20 protein-coding genes and 3 tRNA genes are annotated in these 15,205 nt (G+C 34.0%); 6 read left to right on the forward strand and 17 right to left on the reverse strand.

The window, feature by feature from the left end:
• Nucleotides 1-392: 392 nt before the first annotated feature.
• From BLV91_RS16265 to BLV91_RS16275, 3 genes are all read right to left on the reverse strand, one after another.
• A tRNA-Leu gene (locus BLV91_RS16265) sits at nucleotides 393-475 on the reverse strand.
• A gap of 42 nt (nucleotides 476-517) precedes the next feature.
• Nucleotides 518-590, reverse strand: a tRNA-Lys gene (locus tag BLV91_RS16270).
• Nucleotides 591-629: 39 nt separating this feature from the next.
• Nucleotides 630-702: transfer RNA gene (locus BLV91_RS16275), tRNA-Lys, on the reverse strand.
• Nucleotides 703-830: 128 nt separating this feature from the next.
• Between BLV91_RS16275 and BLV91_RS16280 the strand changes: the two genes are divergently transcribed.
• Entirely contained in the window at nucleotides 831-1,349 is a 519-nt protein-coding gene (locus BLV91_RS16280; protein WP_091435183.1) for a shikimate kinase, read from the forward strand.
• On the opposite strand, the gene BLV91_RS16285 is transcribed toward BLV91_RS16280, so the two are convergent.
• Both BLV91_RS16285 and BLV91_RS16290 read right to left on the reverse strand, forming a co-directional pair.
• A complete protein-coding gene (locus BLV91_RS16285; RefSeq protein WP_091435185.1) occupies nucleotides 1,341-1,841 on the reverse strand; it encodes a phosphoribosyltransferase family protein in 501 nt (166 codons plus the stop codon). The genes BLV91_RS16280 and BLV91_RS16285 overlap by 9 nt on opposite strands.
• A gap of 33 nt (nucleotides 1,842-1,874) precedes the next feature.
• Nucleotides 1,875-2,267 carry an RNA-binding S4 domain-containing protein gene (locus tag BLV91_RS16290; RefSeq protein ID WP_091435187.1) on the reverse strand — a complete coding sequence of 131 codons (393 nt, stop codon included), beginning with the start codon at nucleotides 2,265-2,267 and terminating at the stop codon, nucleotides 1,875-1,877.
• A gap of 78 nt (nucleotides 2,268-2,345) precedes the next feature.
• Between BLV91_RS16290 and BLV91_RS16295 the strand changes: the two genes are divergently transcribed.
• On the forward strand, nucleotides 2,346-3,332 hold the full coding sequence (locus BLV91_RS16295) for a BamM family beta-barrel-assembly machinery protein (protein WP_091435188.1): 987 nt from the start codon (nucleotides 2,346-2,348) through the stop codon (nucleotides 3,330-3,332).
• 71 nt (nucleotides 3,333-3,403) lie between these two features.
• On the opposite strand, the gene BLV91_RS16300 is transcribed toward BLV91_RS16295, so the two are convergent.
• From BLV91_RS16300 to BLV91_RS16310, 3 genes are read right to left on the reverse strand one after another with little or no spacing between them, the layout of a single operon-like run.
• The gene (locus tag BLV91_RS16300) at nucleotides 3,404-4,357 is read right to left on the reverse strand and encodes a transketolase family protein (RefSeq protein WP_091435190.1); all 954 of its coding nucleotides are present in this window, start codon (nucleotides 4,355-4,357) and stop codon (nucleotides 3,404-3,406) included.
• Nucleotides 4,354-5,022 carry a hypothetical protein gene (locus tag BLV91_RS16305; RefSeq protein WP_091435192.1) on the reverse strand — a complete coding sequence of 223 codons (669 nt, stop codon included), beginning with the start codon at nucleotides 5,020-5,022 and terminating at the stop codon, nucleotides 4,354-4,356. Before BLV91_RS16305 ends, BLV91_RS16300 begins: the two co-directional genes overlap by 4 nt.
• Nucleotides 5,023-5,065: 43 nt before the next feature.
• A complete protein-coding gene (locus tag BLV91_RS16310) occupies nucleotides 5,066-5,920 on the reverse strand; it encodes a transketolase (protein ID WP_091435194.1) in 855 nt (284 codons plus the stop codon).
• Between the two features lie 196 nt (nucleotides 5,921-6,116).
• On the opposite strand from BLV91_RS16310, the gene BLV91_RS16315 reads away from it, so the two are divergent.
• The 3 genes from BLV91_RS16315 (at nucleotide 6,117) to BLV91_RS16325 (ending at nucleotide 8,419) form a co-directional block, all read left to right on the forward strand.
• Nucleotides 6,117-6,698: a Crp/Fnr family transcriptional regulator gene (locus BLV91_RS16315; RefSeq protein WP_091435195.1), complete on the forward strand. Its 582-nt coding sequence runs from the start codon at nucleotides 6,117-6,119 to the stop codon at nucleotides 6,696-6,698.
• Nucleotides 6,699-6,787: 89 nt separating this feature from the next.
• A complete protein-coding gene (locus tag BLV91_RS16320; RefSeq protein ID WP_091435197.1) occupies nucleotides 6,788-7,303 on the forward strand; it encodes a hypothetical protein in 516 nt (171 codons plus the stop codon).
• Nucleotides 7,304-7,324: 21 nt separating this feature from the next.
• A complete protein-coding gene (locus BLV91_RS16325) occupies nucleotides 7,325-8,419 on the forward strand; it encodes an alkene reductase (protein ID WP_091435198.1) in 1,095 nt (364 codons plus the stop codon).
• Between the two features lie 172 nt (nucleotides 8,420-8,591).
• Here BLV91_RS16325 and BLV91_RS16330 read toward each other — a convergent pair whose 3' ends face one another.
• The 9 genes from BLV91_RS16330 to BLV91_RS16370 form a co-directional block, all read right to left on the reverse strand.
• Nucleotides 8,592-9,023, reverse strand: a complete 432-nt coding sequence (locus BLV91_RS16330) for an OsmC family protein (protein ID WP_091435200.1) — start codon at nucleotides 9,021-9,023, stop codon at nucleotides 8,592-8,594.
• 4 nt (nucleotides 9,024-9,027) lie between these two features.
• The gene (locus BLV91_RS16335; protein WP_091435201.1) at nucleotides 9,028-9,276 is read right to left on the reverse strand and encodes a hypothetical protein; all 249 of its coding nucleotides are present in this window, start codon (nucleotides 9,274-9,276) and stop codon (nucleotides 9,028-9,030) included.
• A complete protein-coding gene (locus tag BLV91_RS16340; protein ID WP_091435203.1) occupies nucleotides 9,276-9,587 on the reverse strand; it encodes a rhodanese-like domain-containing protein in 312 nt (103 codons plus the stop codon). Before BLV91_RS16340 ends, BLV91_RS16335 begins: the two co-directional genes overlap by 1 nt.
• Before the next feature lies 1 nt (nucleotide 9,588).
• Nucleotides 9,589-9,876, reverse strand: a complete 288-nt coding sequence (locus BLV91_RS16345) for a rhodanese-like domain-containing protein (protein ID WP_091435204.1) — start codon at nucleotides 9,874-9,876, stop codon at nucleotides 9,589-9,591.
• Between the two features lie 276 nt (nucleotides 9,877-10,152).
• Entirely contained in the window at nucleotides 10,153-10,728 is a 576-nt protein-coding gene (locus BLV91_RS16350; protein WP_091435206.1) for a YciE/YciF ferroxidase family protein, read from the reverse strand.
• 453 nt (nucleotides 10,729-11,181) lie between these two features.
• On the reverse strand, nucleotides 11,182-11,592 hold the full coding sequence (locus BLV91_RS16355; protein WP_091435208.1) for a DUF1003 domain-containing protein: 411 nt from the start codon (nucleotides 11,590-11,592) through the stop codon (nucleotides 11,182-11,184).
• 80 nt (nucleotides 11,593-11,672) lie between these two features.
• Nucleotides 11,673-12,410, reverse strand: a complete 738-nt coding sequence (locus BLV91_RS16360; protein WP_091435210.1) for a COG4705 family protein — start codon at nucleotides 12,408-12,410, stop codon at nucleotides 11,673-11,675.
• Nucleotides 12,411-12,691: 281 nt separating this feature from the next.
• Nucleotides 12,692-13,255, reverse strand: coding sequence for an RBBP9/YdeN family alpha/beta hydrolase (locus BLV91_RS16365; RefSeq protein ID WP_091435216.1), 564 nt, complete (start codon nucleotides 13,253-13,255; stop codon nucleotides 12,692-12,694).
• Nucleotides 13,256-13,329: 74 nt separating this feature from the next.
• Complete coding sequence (locus tag BLV91_RS16370) at nucleotides 13,330-14,112, reverse strand: CHAD domain-containing protein (protein ID WP_091435211.1); 783 nt, start codon at nucleotides 14,110-14,112, stop codon at nucleotides 13,330-13,332.
• 241 nt (nucleotides 14,113-14,353) lie between these two features.
• On the opposite strand from BLV91_RS16370, the gene BLV91_RS16375 reads away from it, so the two are divergent.
• Entirely contained in the window at nucleotides 14,354-15,121 is a 768-nt protein-coding gene (locus BLV91_RS16375) for an alpha/beta hydrolase (protein ID WP_091435213.1), read from the forward strand.
• The last annotated feature ends 84 nt before the right edge of the window (nucleotides 15,122-15,205 follow it).

Genomic DNA, 15,205 nt, shown 5'->3' on the forward strand with positions numbered 1-15,205 from the left:
TTAGAGGCGTTAGAAATGTGGAATTCTTTCTTTTTAGACTAACTAATATTTATGCGTGATTTTTATCGCTCCACAGGTTTTGGACATGATCCATTATTGTTGTTAAATATAAAAAGAGGGTGTACGTTGCGGATACCCTCTTTTTTTTGCTCAATTAGCATAACTGCGGTCGGTCAGCGAGTTTTAGTAAGTTTAGATATTCTTAGTCGTTGCCTGATTATTCTTTAAAGAGTGATTTCGTCAATTAGCAAGTAGTAGTGGATTGGCTTAAACGGAATAGGGCAGTTGTAAAGAAAGAAAAAGGTTTTAATAGGCATTTATGAAGATAATTAAGATTATCTGTAAAATGTCGATTAAAACCTTTGTCAAAGCCTATAAACTGGCTTTTGTAGTGACCACGGTGGGATTTGAACCCACACGCCCTTGCGAGCACCAGCCCCTCAAGCTGGCAAGTCTACCGTTTCTCCACGTGGCCTAAATAAAAAAAAGGCCAAGTAATAAATTACTCGACCTTTTGTGACCCGACTGGGGCTCGAACCCAGGACCCCATCATTAAAAGTGATGTGCTCTACCAACTGAGCTATCGAGTCAATGCTTTCAAGGAATTTATATGTTGATCACTTTAATTGTGACCCGACTGGGGCTCGAACCCAGGACCCCATCATTAAAAGTGATGTGCTCTACCAACTGAGCTATCGAGTCATATATTGTTCGCTTGAATGCGGGTGCAAATATAAGGACTTTATTTGATGTTTTCCAAGCATTTTTATTATAAATTTGTCTTTTTTTTACAATAAATTTTAACGTCTTAATTTACAAGGTTTTATTCTATGAGAAAAATTATATTATTAGGTTATATGGGTTGCGGGAAGTCGACAATTGCGAAAACACTGTCGAAAAACATTGATGTTCCATTTGTAGATTTGGATCAATATATAGAGAAAAAGGAGAATTTAACCATTAATGCTATTTTTGAGCAACGTGGAGAGATCTGTTTTCGGAAGTTGGAACATCAAGCATTTGTTGAATTGTTGAATTCTTCAGAGCAATTGATTATAGGACTTGGGGGAGGGACTCCGTGTTATGCTAATAATCATGAGTTACTGATAGGTGAAAATGTATCCTCTATATATCTAAAGGCATCGATACAGACTTTATTTGATAGGTTATCTTTAAATAAAAGTAAAAGACCGCTTATAGCTGACAAAAGTGATGAGGAATTGAAGGAGTTTATTGCAATGCATCTCTTTGAAAGAAGCTTCTATTACAACCAAGCACAGTTTACGGTCTCTGTAGATGAAAAAACCGTAGATCAGACTGTATTGGATATTGTGGCAACATTAGCTTAAATAGGCGTAGCTATTTTCGTTTTCATCGAAAACTACCTGAACATGCTCTAAAATGGACGTTGAAAGAGAGATTCCCTTGAAATCTGCTTTTACAGGATATTTCTTGTGATTGCGATCAACTAGCACTGCGGTTTTGAATTTTTTCAAGGGAACGTCTAGGAAGTGTCTAATCGCATATATTAATGTAGTACCTGAGTTTAAGACATCGTCAACAAGAATTAAACCTTTATTAGCGTATTGTTCTTTTGACAGGGAAGTGTTTATAGGTAGTTCTGGACTTTGCTTGTTGATTTGAACTTCACAAAGTGTAACTTCCAGTGGGGAAATTTTTTTAAGCTCTTCAGCAATTTTTTCGGCAAAAATATAACCGTTTGTAGCAATTCCTGCAAGTACGACTTCCTTTTCGTCTACAAAGGTCTCGTAGATTTGGTAAGCAATTCTTTTTGTTTTATGCTCAATTTCTTGATTTGTCAGGATGATATTTTTACTCATTGTAATTTAATGTTTCAAGTTTAATGTTTCGAATTAATCTAAGTCGTCGTTTTCTGATATGATATCGTTTCCAAATTCATCGATATCCCTTCTGTCTTTTTTTGTAGGTCTTCCGGTACCATTTTTTCGATAATGTTCTTTCGACAGTTTTAATAATTCTAAATGCTGATATGCTTCCGCAGGTGTATCGTTTCTTCTATACATATCAACTAATTTGGCTCCAACACGACTCTCTGGTATGTCAAGGACAGTAATTATTTGTGTGATTTGATCCTTCCTGAACGTGATTTTATCAGTCGCAAAAACTTCTTTTGAAGGTTTCGCAACAAGGCCATTTACAGTAACATGGTTTTTTTTACATGCCTCTGTTACCATATTTCTTGTTTTGTAATAACGTACACACCATAAAAATTTATCTATTCTCATAAAAATTCTAAAATCAGAGTTAAATAGTTTACAAAAATCAATCAATATTGTATCTTGCGCACTTAAAAATCAGCAATAATGACCAAATTTAAGTATTATTTTATTTTAATAATTACAACATTCTCTTTATTTTCATGTTCCAAGAATGATTCTACTGAAGTTGAGCCAATTAGGGACTTTTCAGTGCAATACGCTACAGATATTACAGATATTGAAGAATATTTAAAAACATACACTATCAGGGTGGTAGATCATCCTGGTTTTACTGATGATCAAGATGTGACATACACTAAAATTACGGATGCTGCATCTCAGCCATCAATTTGGTCTTATTTGAATAACACAACTTTTCCTAAACTTTTAAGTAGAGACGTTTTGTTATATGATATTACTTATAAGGTGTATTATTTAGTACTAAGAGAAGGTGTAGGTGCTTCGCCATGTAATGTTGATGGTGTTTTAGCGTCTTATAAAGGAGATTATTTAGAGCAAACAATTGCTTCTGAGGTGACCACATTAACTGCGACAACGTTTGAAGAATCGAAGTACCCGCAACAAATGTTAAGCTTGTATAGTACTATTAAAGGTTGGAGTGAAATATTTCCTAAATTTAAAACAGGAAGTTATAGCACTAATAATGACGGTACTGTTTCTTATAATAATTTTGGTGCAGGTATAATGTTTATTCCTTCAGGTTTAGGTTATTATTCTTCAGGTAGTGGATCTATTCCAGCTTATGCACCGTTAGTATTTAGTTTTAAATTGTATGAAATTCAACGATTGGATCAAGATGGTGATGGAGTCCCTTCTTATTTAGAGGATGTGGATGGAGATGGTTACATGAATGTTTTTGAAACGGGTGTCTTGAATCCTGATGATACAGATGGAGATGGTATTCCTAACTTTGTAGATGTTGATGATGATGCAGATGGCTATAGCACCAAAAGTGAAATTAATAATCCAGCTACAGGCTTGTCTTATCCTTTTGCCGATATTCCAAGTTGTAGTGGTAATACTACTGATTCAGCAAGGTTGAAAAAACATTTAGATAAAAGTTGTCACTAATAGAATTTAGTGGTAAATAAAAAATCCCATTCACGTAGTGAATGGGATTTTTTTTATGATAAAAAGTTAGATTATTTTCTCTTAATAACTCTTTCTACTGCTTCAACAATTGCTTGGTTGTTCAATTTGTATTTCTCCATTAATTGAGCAGGAGTTCCTGATTCACCAAAGCTGTCATTAACAGCCACAAACTCTTGAGGAGCTGGATTGTTTAATGCCAATACTCTTGAAACACTCTCTCCAAGACCTCCAAGGATGTTGTGCTCTTCAGCAGTAACAACACATTTCGTTTTAGCCAATGATTTAAGAATTGCTTCTTCGTCTAATGGTTTAATCGTATGAATGTTGATTACTTCTGCAGAAATTCCTTTTGCTTCCAAAGCTTCAGCAGCAATAAGCGCTTCCCAAACTAAGTGTCCTGTAGCAACAATAGTTACATCAGTACCTTCGCTTAGCATAATCGCTTTTCCTATTACGAAAGGCTCGTCAGCAGGTGTAAAGTTAGCAACAACTGGACGTCCAAAACGCAAGTAAGCTGGACCGTGATGATCAGCAAGTGCTAATGTAGCTGCTTTAGTTTGATTGTAATCACAAGTGTTGATTACAGTCATTCCTGGCAACATTTTCATCAATCCAATATCTTCAAGGATTTGGTGAGTCGCTCCATCTTCTCCTAATGTCAATCCGGCGTGTGAAGCACAAATTTTTACATTTTTGTCAGAGTAAGCAACTGATTGACGAATTTGGTCATATACTCTTCCTGTAGAAAAGTTAGCAAAAGTTCCTGTGAAAGGAATTTTCCCACCAATAGTTAATCCAGCTGCAATTCCAATCATGTTTGCTTCTGCAATTCCAATTTGGAAAAAACGTTCTGGGTGGTTCTTTTTGAAATCATCAAATTTTAAAGACCCGATTAAATCAGCACAAAGTGCTACCACGTTTTCATTCTTTTGACCTAATTCAGTCATTCCCGCTCCAAAACCCGAACGGGTGTCTTTGCTTCCTGTATTTGTATATTTTTTCATCTCTTTGGTTCTGTGATTGTATTTTTTAAAATTAATGTAAAATCTGTCTTCTGAATTTCCTTTAGGATTCTTATATGTAGCATTTTTTTATTTTCTATAAAATAAGACTTTGTTATTAATTCGTCATTGATTAAACGGAATTTATTACACCATAAAGGGCTTGTTAGAATAGGGAAATTATAATGTTGATTTTTCGATATTTCGTTAAATTTTGTTTCAAAAAAGCTTTCTCTTATCAGTTTTGACTTTCTACTATTTTTGTATTGCTTAATGTTGATACTCTTATTGCCATTTTCTGTAATATAATTTACATCATAAAAACTAGTTTTTGAATCTAAACAGTATTCGTAATTAACTTTTTGGCTTTCAGAGAACTTAAATAAGCTATCATTATTAATTTCTTTTGATAAGAAATTTTTAAAACGGAAAATGATTCCTTTTTTATGATCGACTAAAGTGATATTAAAAATTGAATCACGTTTCATTCTAGCACTCAAATAGTATTCAGTGTCAGCTGAATTGGAAAACGTAATTTCACTATAGCTTGCTTTTTCACCCTCTTTTTCATGATAATCATATGAAGTGAAATAATCAAAATGATATTTTTCTTGCGAATAACTATTTTGAAAGATAAGAAGGATTAAAAAAAGACAAACATGTTTCATTATTCTTACATTAAAAAATTCAGCAATGAATCTGTTATCTGATTTAGTAGTCTAATTGACCTCCAACATTATAGTTTTGAGCTAATGCATTTTCAAGTTGCTCATCATTTGGTGCTTTTCCGTGCCAAGCGTGAGTGTTCATCATGAAGTCTACTCCATTACCCATCTCTGTGTGTAACAATACACAAACTGGTTTTCCTTTTCCTGTTCTTGATTTTGCATCTGTCATACCTGCAATAATAGCTTCGATGTCATTTCCTTTCACTATGTCAATCACTTCCCAATCAAAAGCTTCAAATTTAGCGCGGATACTACCCATAGCTAAAACTTCGTCAGTAGTTCCGTCAATTTGTTTTCCGTTAAGGTCAATAGTTGCAATAAGATTGTCTACTTTTTTAGCAGATGCATACATGATCGCTTCCCAGTTTTGACCTTCTTGTAATTCACCATCACCGTGAAGTGTGTAGATTAAATGATTGTCATTGTTTAGTTTTTTAGCCTGTGCAGCTCCAATTCCTACAGATAAACCTTGTCCAAGTGAACCAGATGCAATTCTAACTCCAGGTAAATTATCGTGAGTAGTAGGGTGTCCTTGTAATCTTGAATTGATAAGACGGAAAGTCGCTAATTCAGAAACTGGAAAATATCCGCTTCTTGCTAAAACGCTGTAAAAAACTGGAGAGATATGACCGTTTGAAAGGAAGAAAAGATCTTCTCCAATTCCATCCATATCAAAACCTTCTTTGCGTTCCATTAGGTTTTGGTATAAAGTTACCAGAAATTCAGTACAGCCAAGAGATCCTCCTGGGTGACCAGAGTTTACGGCATGTACCATTCGAAGAATGTCTCTTCTGACTTGGATAGTTAAATCGCTTAATTGTTGTGTGTTAGGCTTCATTTTATGTGTAAAAGTTAAACTAATGCAAATGTAATTTTTATTTTGGCGTAAGACAAATGATTTTTGGAATAGTTGTTTTTTGATTTTTAGCGAAATACTGCTGAAAAACTGCAGTTTGAGATTGAAATTTGGATAAAATACTATTATTTTTTGAGTCACTTTTTTTTAATGATTCAGTAATTATTACCTTGCGCCTATGTATGAACAACTAGCAAAAAGCATTGGTGAAAAAGTGGCGCTAACCACTGAAGAGTTTGAATTGTGTAAAACATTTTTTATACCTAAGAAAATAAGGAAAAAACAAACCTTACTGCTTGAAGGGGATGTTTGTACGTACAATGCTTTTATTGAAAAAGGAGTTTTACGCTCATACACGATCGATGATAAGGGAAATGAACATATTGTGCAATTTGGTTTTGAAGGCTGGTGGGTTACTGATTTGTCCAGTTATTTAACGGGTGCAAATTCGATATATACCATAGAAGCAATTGAAGATTCAGAATTATTGCTGTTAACCGCTTCAGCAAGGGAAGAATTGATGATTCAGATACCTGCGTTTGAACGATATCAAAGGCTATTACTACAAAATGCTTACATCGCATTGCAGACAAGGGTTAATTCAGCTTTGAATGCAACAGCAGAAGAAAAATACTTAAATTTAACTGCTTCTTATCCTACTATTATAGCCCGAGTACCGCAGCACATGGTGGCATCTTATCTTGGACTTACTCCTGAGACACTAAGCCGCGTAAGGAAACAAATCTCACTTCGTAAATAAAATTGATTTAGATCAATGCCATTTCTTATTCTAGCTCAATGGAGCTATGGTGCTTCTTGCAGTAGTTTTGCAGTATAAATTTGGAAACAATGCAAAATATAAAAACGGTAGCCGTGATCGGCGCTTCTGATAAAAGAAATTTCACTGTGCTTAGAGAGTTGTCTGAGCGATACCAAATGTTATTATTTGATAAAGATCCAGTAGGACTTTCAGAAATCTATGACTCTCTTTTAGCAAATAATCACAATGTCATTATCGAAAAAATGGCTTGTGCTACTGATGCCAGTTGGGAAGCAGACATCATTATTCTTTCTGGTTATTGCATTAATGACCAAGAAACTATTCAAAGAATAAAGAAAGTAGCAACGGCAAAGATTATCATTATTATGGAAAATGACGATGAGTTTACAAAGTCTATAAACAACAAAGTCAGCTTTGATCTTGTTTTTCCTCATTCTAAAATTGTTGAGATTATAAGTCTTAATATGGATGAAAACGCCGAAAAAGAATTTCTTTTGGAAGGGCATGATTCCTATGCTTTAGATAGTGTTTCAGACATTTTTGAGAGAATGGGATTCAATACTTATGTGTCCCAATTAAATTAATAAAAATAGAAAATATATATTATGAATGATTCAATTTTATTACGTCCTTTTCAGTTCAAGACTACCAACTTTAATAACCGTATGGCTATGGCGCCTATGACTCGAAGTCGTGCCGGAAACGAAGGTAACTTGGCTACTGAACAAATGGCAATTTATTATGCTGATCGTGCTGATGCTGGTTTATTAATCACTGAAGGGACAGTTGTGAGTAAAAAAGCCGTAGGATTTATAAATGTTCCTGGAATATACAGTAAAGAGCAAACAGAAAGCTGGAAACAAGTAACTCAGGCAGTACATGATAAAGGCGGTAAAATATTTGTTCAGCTTTGGCACACTGGTCGTTTATCACATCCAGATTTACATAATGGAGAACTTCCGCATGCGCCGTCAGCAATCAATCCAGAGGCAAAGGCATATGTAGAAAGCGGTTTTATTGATACTGTCACTCCAAAAGAAATGACGGTAGAAGAAATTAAAGAGACTATTTTAGATTTTAAGAACAGTGCAGCAAATGCTGTAAAAGCTGGTTTTGACGGAGTAGAATTACATGCGTCAAACGGATACTTGTTTCACCAATTTTTTAATGGAACATCTAACACACGTACTGATGAATATGGAGGTAGTATCGAAAATAAAGCCCGTATTTTATTCGAAACTCTAGATGCTTTAAAAGGTGTTATAGACTATTCAAGAGTAGGTGTTCGTTTAAACCCTTCTATGCATGGAGTACAAGGAATGACAGTTGATCAAGACACGATTCCTACTCACGAATATATCGTAAACCGCTTAAATGATTATGGATTAGCTTATGTACATTTTTCAGAACCATTTACAGATGTGAGTGAAGTGCCTTACGCCGTGACTGAAATTGCTAAACATTTCAGACCTATATACAAAGGGTTATTGATGATTAATAAAGGATTTACTAAAGAAACTGGAAATGAGGTAATCAAAGATGGCTATGCAGATATGGTAGCTTATGGAGTTCCATTTATTGCTAATCCTGATTTGGTGCAACGCTTTGAGAAAGACGCTCCTTTAAATGCAGCTGACCAAAGTACTTTTTATACTTTTACTGCTAAGGGATACAATGATTATCCAAAAATGGACGCCTAATCTAATTGAAGAGAATTTAATTTGTGAATGGGGTAGCCATTTTTATTATTCAATGCTAATGATGCAATAGAGGTATTGTTTCAATATTGATTGGTAAACCCTAATAATTGAAAAAGCCCCAATTGGGGCTTTTTGATTTTTATATAGATTCGTAAAACTCAATTTTCGTAGTCTAGAATTGTATTGAAGTAACTAAAGTCGTCTTTGATTTTATTGAATTTGAAATGAGACAAGCCACTTCCGATTTTTGAAGTATTCTTTCGGCTCTGTCTTTATCAGATTCCTTTGAGATCAATAAAACAGGTTTAAGCGCTATTTCTGTCATTAACAATTTACCTTCAACTAGTTCTAGTTTACCTGTTGCCGAACAATCAAAACTTATGAAATCCAATTTAGAATTTTCAGCAATTGATAAAAAGGTAGTCATATAACAACTGTTAACTGCTGCCGTCAGCAAATGTTCTGGAGACCAGATGGATTCCATTCCCCTAGGAAACTGTGGAGGTGTTGCCACCTCAATAGTTTGGGCTAATTCTAGAGATGAAATTTCTCCTTTTCTGTCCGAAATCCACTTTAAATTTACGTTATATTGATGGTTTTCCATTTTATTATTTAGATGTTATTTCTTCAAATTCAACGTCTTCCGTGGTATCTGTATTGTTTTTCTTGGTTGGTATCGCACAACCATTCGTGCCACAACAACCAGTATTTGTAATGACCTGATACAAAAGGAAAGCCGCTAAAAGAGCTGAGATTATACTCTGAGTTTGGTAGGCCTGTATGCCTATGTAAACACCTAATCCTAAACGGACAAAACGCATGAAATTCCAGTCAGTTAATAAAGTTTGTGAATTCATTATATTTTGTTTTGTAAGCTACTCCAGCCTCCGCCATTATGCACCTGAGTAAAACCATTCGATTTTAATATGCTTTTTGCTGATGCGCTTCGCATACCTGATGCACAACAAGTAATAATAGTACTTTCTTTTTTTAGTTTCGAAATGTGTCTAGACAAATCATTTAACGGTGCATTTATAGAACCCTTAATATGTCCTTGTTGGTACTCTCCAGGACTACGTACATCTAATATTACAGCTCCTTGTTTTACCAATGCCGCATAATCCACTTTAGGACCGAAACCAAATAAATTTTTTAATGTATTTATCATTTTATTTTATTGCTTGAGATTTATAATAATTAACGTCTAACCAAGATCCACCATTGTAGCATTCGATTCCATGTTGAGAAAGAAAATGCTGTGCTTGACCACTTCTGTTACCAGAGGCGCAACAAAGGATTAATGGTGCTTTTAGGTTTTTTAACTCTTCAATTCTTTCAGGAATTTCATTTAATGCAATGTTTACTGATCCAGCTACATTTCCTCCTATGAATTCAGCATATGAACGCACATCTACTATAGTTCCTTGATTTTCTTTGATTATTTGTTCTATTTCCATTTTCTTGAATTTTTAAAATTTGATTTACATTCAAAAATAGTGATTTCCTTGTACGATTGGATAAATCTTGTTTTTATAATGAATCTATTTTTACAATGCAAAAGTACCACAACTAAAAAGCTTTCGCAGTAACATTTGTTACACAACCATCTTTTAGATAGGAACTTATTTTTTGGCTAACTATAATTTGAGCTGAATGAGTTAGCAAGAATCTCGATATTTACAAAAAAAAAGCCTGTGTAAACAGGCTTTATATTAAAAAAATTCAGCAAGTACTTAAACTTTTGGGTTTGCAATGCTGTCTGCTTTATAGGCATTCATATTTATCGAAGCCATCGCAATTCCTGTTAGAGCAGCATCTGCTTTTTTCTCTTCATCCAATGTCATGGCGAGTAAATTGGCGGCTTTATTTTCTCCCAGTGTTTTTGCATAAGCATGTAAAGTACCATAAGTTGCTATTTCATAGTGTTTCACTTTTTGTTCTGACGCAATAATACCGGCATCACGAACTACACCAATATCAGTTTTGTTGATCATATCATCACTTTCTTTTAATATTCCCTCCATAGCGTCACATTTTTTGGCAGCTGGCTTAATTCCTGTTGCCTCGAATATTTTTTCTAATCGGGAAACATGTTCATTTGTTTCTGTCAAGTGATTTTTTAAGGTGTTAACCAACTCTGGAGTTGAGGCATTTTTCATCATCTTCGGCAAAGTTTTACTCAATACTTTTTCAGCATAGTAAATATCTTTTAAGCCAACTTCAAATAAATCTCTCAACCCATGAGCCGCATTTGCTTTTGCTTGCGGCTGTGCTTTAGAAGCTTCTTGTTTTTTTGTTGTAAGTGCCATAATAGTTTGTTTTTAAAGATTAATTTTGTTAGAAATTCAAAAATGATTAAGACTTTTTTACGGTGATATCACTTTGTTTTTTTATTAAAGTTTTAAAATCATACGCGATAACTTTACCATTTATCTATTATAAAATTAAATAAAAAGTTTTGTAAACAACTGTTAATTAACTTAATAAGCATTTAAAAAGGCATATTTAACTAATATTAATTAGGACGTTTCTTTATAATTTCAATTTTTGGATTTAAAAATTGGATAGCTAGCTTTTATGTAAGGTGTAATCTTTTAGTGGAATGGCGTGAAAAAAATTTAGTCAAAAAATACAGTTGTTATTTTTTGTTTAACATTGAATGCAAAAATCCCGATCGTCCCTAATGTAAAAGGGATAATCGAGATTGTTTTTTGATTGTATAAAGAGATATGTTAAACAGTACTCCTGTTTTTAGTAGGACGTTATTTTTCCATTTTTTCTAGCATTTTAATAATCTTATCAAGCTTATCAACTTCAATATTATTCAGTTTCGTTGCCAAAGCTTCGATTTCTAGTTTTGCATCTACATTAGTTTGGTAATCTGCTTGCGCATGTATTCTATCTCTTTCATTTTGCCTGTTTTGCGACATCATGATTATTGGGGCTGCATAAGCCGCTTGGGTTGAGAAAACCAAATTTAGCAATATAAAGGGGTATACATCCCAATGCTGAATAAAAGCCATTGTGTTTAGCCCCATCCAAAGAACGACCAAGACAGTTTGTACGATTATGAATCGCCAAGATCCCATACTATTGGCAACAGCATCTGCTAGACGGTTACCAAACTCTAATGTATCATGATGTTTTTCATGCCAATTTTTTCTGTTTAACATTTTTCTTTATTTAAGTTAGGGGTGTGTTTTTAAATATTATTTGTACTTTTTGATAATTGTTAAAACAACTACGACTGCAATTACTTCTTGTATATATTTCTATGAGATAGTATAATAAGTAAGCTCATTATAATTAATGAAACTACAGAAGCACTTAGGGTTCCCAGATCTAATCCTCCTTTAGCGATAGGCTTTGTTAAGAAATCACCAAAGGTGGCTCCAAAAGGTCGCGTGAAGATGAAGGCTATCCAAAAAAGAATAATGTGATTGATTTTAGTGGCATAGTGCAATAGAACAACAATTAGGATTATACCAGCAGTAACTAAAGCACCATTCAAATAACTTAGACCAATAACGTCACTCAAATAATCGCCAAAAGCAGTGCCTAAGCTGTTTGAGAATAGAATGGCGATCCAGTAATAGATTTCCTTATTTTGGTTTGTAATTGGGTATACATTTAAGTTTTTGAATTTTTTATACCAAAGTAGTAAGGTCAGCACTAAACCAGTAAAAAGCAATAGACTTCCCATAGTGTATCCTAGATGCAAGCTTCTATCAATAAAATCAGAGATTTCAGTTCCCAAAGTTGTAGAGGCGATGATGACCAGCCAATAGAATACAGGGATGTACTTTTTAGCTTGCAACTGGATAGCTAACGCAAGTAGAAAAAAAACGGTAGTTACTATAAGTCCTATTGTATAACCTAGGTTTAATGTTTGAGCAATATAATCTCCCAAAGTTTCCCCTAAAGTTGTTGCGACAATTTTCATTAACCAAAACAGTAAGCTAACTTCAGCAACTTTATTTAATTTTTCCATAGGAAATTGTAAGTGTTTTAAAGTTTGTTATTTGTGCTTTTGATGAGCTGAGTCGTCATCGTTCCATAGGTAAATATAATTTAAACTTAGTTTCGTTAAATTAATTTTTGATTAAGAATGAAGTATTAAAACTACTAATTAAATAGAGGTTGATAGTTTAAGGTATATAATTTGTTGACGGTGAAAATATTTGTCATTTAGAGTAGATTGTATGTTCATTTGTTCGAAAGACTATTTTGTACGCGATTAATTTCCGTTGCTCTTCCTAGATGAAACCTCCCTTATTCATATGAATTGTCGGCTTCAATTATGGTTAGCAACGATTGCAAAACACTTTGTCCTTCTTCCCAAAATCCCAACTGTGAGTCTGAATTTAGATGGCCTTTTTGGCCAATGTTTAAGAAGGCGCTTCCCCATTGTTCTGCTAAAAACTGCGCTCTTTCTGTCGAAATGTAAGGGTCGTTTGAGCTTGTTACCACGACAGAGGGGTAACTAAATTTTGATAAAGGGATAGGGGAGAAATTCCAAGTTTCCTCTGGGGTATGCGTACAGGAATCCACGTCAGCTGGAGCAACAAGTAAAGCTCCCGCTATTTTGTTGGTATTGTTGGTTTTTGACCAATGCGCTACTAAGGAAACTGCCAGACTGTGTGCGACAATAATGATTTTGCCATCAATAGCACCAATTGCAGCGTTGAGGTTGTGTAACCAATCAGATAAAACAGGTCGGTCCCAATCATTTTGAATTACTTTTCTAGAAGTTTCAAATTTAGTCAGCCAATAATTTTGCCAATGACCCTGTCCAGAATCTCCTAATCCGGGAACGATCAAAATAGTATACTTCATATTATTTTCCATTTTTGTATTTCAATTGTGGTCTAGAATTTGTCAATATTTTCAGTTAACAAAAATGCCTTTTTTTATTCATATAATTCGGATTGAGGAATGGCCAATTTTATTTGGTCTAACAAAACATAATTTTCAGCGGCTATTTTAGTTTTTAGGGATTCAAGCAGAGTAATTTCTTCTAGGTTGATTTTAGCCTTTTTAATTATTTTATAAAGATGGTCAATTATCACTACACCGTCATTCCATTCCCCTAACAATTCAGTCAAAGCTGCTTTCTTAGAACTAGTCTGATTTCCTACAAACAAGCTGGTCTTATTGTAATAATAAATTTTCAGCAACTTTCGTAATTCATGCAGCTGTTCTATTTCTAAATGAGGTTGAGCAAGAAAATCTTTTATTTCAGCTTCTTTCATTAAAATATACTCCTCTACTTTTTCTTGGTCTATTTTGGAAAGGAAAGGAATTATTTTATCGTATTTCTTTTTTAGCTCCGTTTTAGTTTTGTCATTTAGTAATGCAAAAAACAACTTTTTTTCTTTAGCCTGCCGTTTGATTAATTTCGTTCTGTACTCTATGAGTAAGTCATCTTGGATGTATTTTTTAAAGGTAGCTTCTTCGATCTGAAGTTCCCGTACTTTTCCAGCCTGCCTAAAAATAACTTTAAAGGGTTTAATCATTTTTTTTCTTCCTAATTTTTTGGACGAAAAGTCGAGCAAATCAAATAGGGCATTCAGTTTTTTAATTTCAACCCGAAGTTGATGAAAAGTCTCAGGGACATATTTTTTCCTTGGCTTTTTTAATAGTGTCAAAAGAGCCTTTTTTCGAGATTTTAAATATGTTTTGAGTGCTTTCATTGATTGAAATTAATTTTCTTCAATAGAGCGATGACTTGATTTTCTGGTATATTACAGATCAAAAACAAATCAATAGGGTTAGTTAAAAATAGCTATACGTTGGAAATATTTTTCGACCACTAACAAATTTAGCCAATTTTAAATGTCAAACCTACAAATTCAGTAGTCCTTTTAATGCCCATATTTTATAAAGATTGCATCTCCGGAATTATTTTAAAAATCATATATTAGTAAAAAAAAAATGCGTTTCACTTTTGTAATTTTCGTTTTGTTGTTGGTAGGTTGTAGCTCCAAGAAAATTAAGGATGTTTCTTATATACGAGCTTCCAATTCAGCTATTTCTGATACTCCGAGGATGAATGTTTTTGTTCCCAGAAATACCAAGGCAAAACCACAGCCAGTGCTGATTTTTGTACATGGTGGGAATTGGAACAGTGGACGTAAAGGAACTTATGATTTGTTAGGAAGGAATTTTGCAAAAAAGGGCGTGGTTACTATCATTCCAGATTATACTTTGAGTCCAGATGCGGATTATGACGCCATGACCAAGCAGATTGCAGCGGTTATACAATGGGCGAAAGATAGTGTTAGCAAGTATAAAGGAAACCCGAATGAAATTTTCATAACAGGTCATTCAGCAGGTGGACATTTAGGGGCTTTGGCAGTTATGAATCCAAAATATGGAATTGATTCTGCCGCTATTTCTGGTATAATATTGAATGATGCTGCAGGACTTGATATGAAACACTACCTGCAGGAAAATCCTCCAACAGCCACGGATGACTATTTAACCACTTGGACAAAACAACCAGATAATTGGCAGCAAGCTTCTCCAATTTATTTTGTAGATAAAAATACACCGCCTTTTTTAATCTATGTAGGCGATAAAACATATACATCTATAAAAATAGCCAATAACCGTTTTGTAGATGCATTGCATCCCTACCAACCTAATGTTACTCCAATTCATTTAAATAAAAAACATGTACCTATGGTAGGAGGGCACTGAAAAAGTCTTTTTAGGAATTAATTGTTAATAAAAAGGAGTAGAAAACTATAGTTTTTTGCTCCTTTTTTCGTATTTTTAATGGTA

Source organism: Flavobacterium degerlachei, from assembly GCF_900106645.1.
Lineage (GTDB): Bacteria > Bacteroidota > Bacteroidia > Flavobacteriales > Flavobacteriaceae > Flavobacterium > Flavobacterium degerlachei.

Excerpts from the sequence above, each read along its gene's own strand:
- BLV91_RS16280 (WP_091435183.1), top strand. The coding sequence starts at position 831 with ATGAGAAAAATTATATTATTAGGTTATATGGGTTGCGGGAAGTCGACA.
- BLV91_RS16285 (WP_091435185.1), bottom strand. The coding sequence starts at position 1,841 with ATGAGTAAAAATATCATCCTGACAAATCAAGAAATTGAGCATAAAACA.
- BLV91_RS16290 (WP_091435187.1), bottom strand. The coding sequence starts at position 2,267 with ATGAGAATAGATAAATTTTTATGGTGTGTACGTTATTACAAAACAAGA.
- BLV91_RS16295 (WP_091435188.1), top strand. The coding sequence starts at position 2,346 with ATGACCAAATTTAAGTATTATTTTATTTTAATAATTACAACATTCTCT.
- BLV91_RS16300 (WP_091435190.1), bottom strand. The coding sequence starts at position 4,357 with ATGAAAAAATATACAAATACAGGAAGCAAAGACACCCGTTCGGGTTTT.
- BLV91_RS16305 (WP_091435192.1), bottom strand. The coding sequence starts at position 5,022 with ATGAAACATGTTTGTCTTTTTTTAATCCTTCTTATCTTTCAAAATAGT.
- BLV91_RS16310 (WP_091435194.1), bottom strand. The coding sequence starts at position 5,920 with ATGAAGCCTAACACACAACAATTAAGCGATTTAACTATCCAAGTCAGA.
- BLV91_RS16315 (WP_091435195.1), top strand. The coding sequence starts at position 6,117 with ATGTATGAACAACTAGCAAAAAGCATTGGTGAAAAAGTGGCGCTAACC.
- BLV91_RS16320 (WP_091435197.1), top strand. The coding sequence starts at position 6,788 with ATGCAAAATATAAAAACGGTAGCCGTGATCGGCGCTTCTGATAAAAGA.
- BLV91_RS16325 (WP_091435198.1), top strand. The coding sequence starts at position 7,325 with ATGAATGATTCAATTTTATTACGTCCTTTTCAGTTCAAGACTACCAAC.
- BLV91_RS16330 (WP_091435200.1), bottom strand. The coding sequence starts at position 9,023 with ATGGAAAACCATCAATATAACGTAAATTTAAAGTGGATTTCGGACAGA.
- BLV91_RS16335 (WP_091435201.1), bottom strand. The coding sequence starts at position 9,276 with ATGAATTCACAAACTTTATTAACTGACTGGAATTTCATGCGTTTTGTC.
- BLV91_RS16340 (WP_091435203.1), bottom strand. The coding sequence starts at position 9,587 with ATGATAAATACATTAAAAAATTTATTTGGTTTCGGTCCTAAAGTGGAT.
- BLV91_RS16345 (WP_091435204.1), bottom strand. The coding sequence starts at position 9,876 with ATGGAAATAGAACAAATAATCAAAGAAAATCAAGGAACTATAGTAGAT.
- BLV91_RS16350 (WP_091435206.1), bottom strand. The coding sequence starts at position 10,728 with ATGGCACTTACAACAAAAAAACAAGAAGCTTCTAAAGCACAGCCGCAA.
- BLV91_RS16355 (WP_091435208.1), bottom strand. The coding sequence starts at position 11,592 with ATGTTAAACAGAAAAAATTGGCATGAAAAACATCATGATACATTAGAG.
- BLV91_RS16360 (WP_091435210.1), bottom strand. The coding sequence starts at position 12,410 with ATGGAAAAATTAAATAAAGTTGCTGAAGTTAGCTTACTGTTTTGGTTA.
- BLV91_RS16365 (WP_091435216.1), bottom strand. The coding sequence starts at position 13,255 with ATGAAGTATACTATTTTGATCGTTCCCGGATTAGGAGATTCTGGACAG.
- BLV91_RS16370 (WP_091435211.1), bottom strand. The coding sequence starts at position 14,112 with ATGAAAGCACTCAAAACATATTTAAAATCTCGAAAAAAGGCTCTTTTG.
- BLV91_RS16375 (WP_091435213.1), top strand. The coding sequence starts at position 14,354 with ATGCGTTTCACTTTTGTAATTTTCGTTTTGTTGTTGGTAGGTTGTAGC.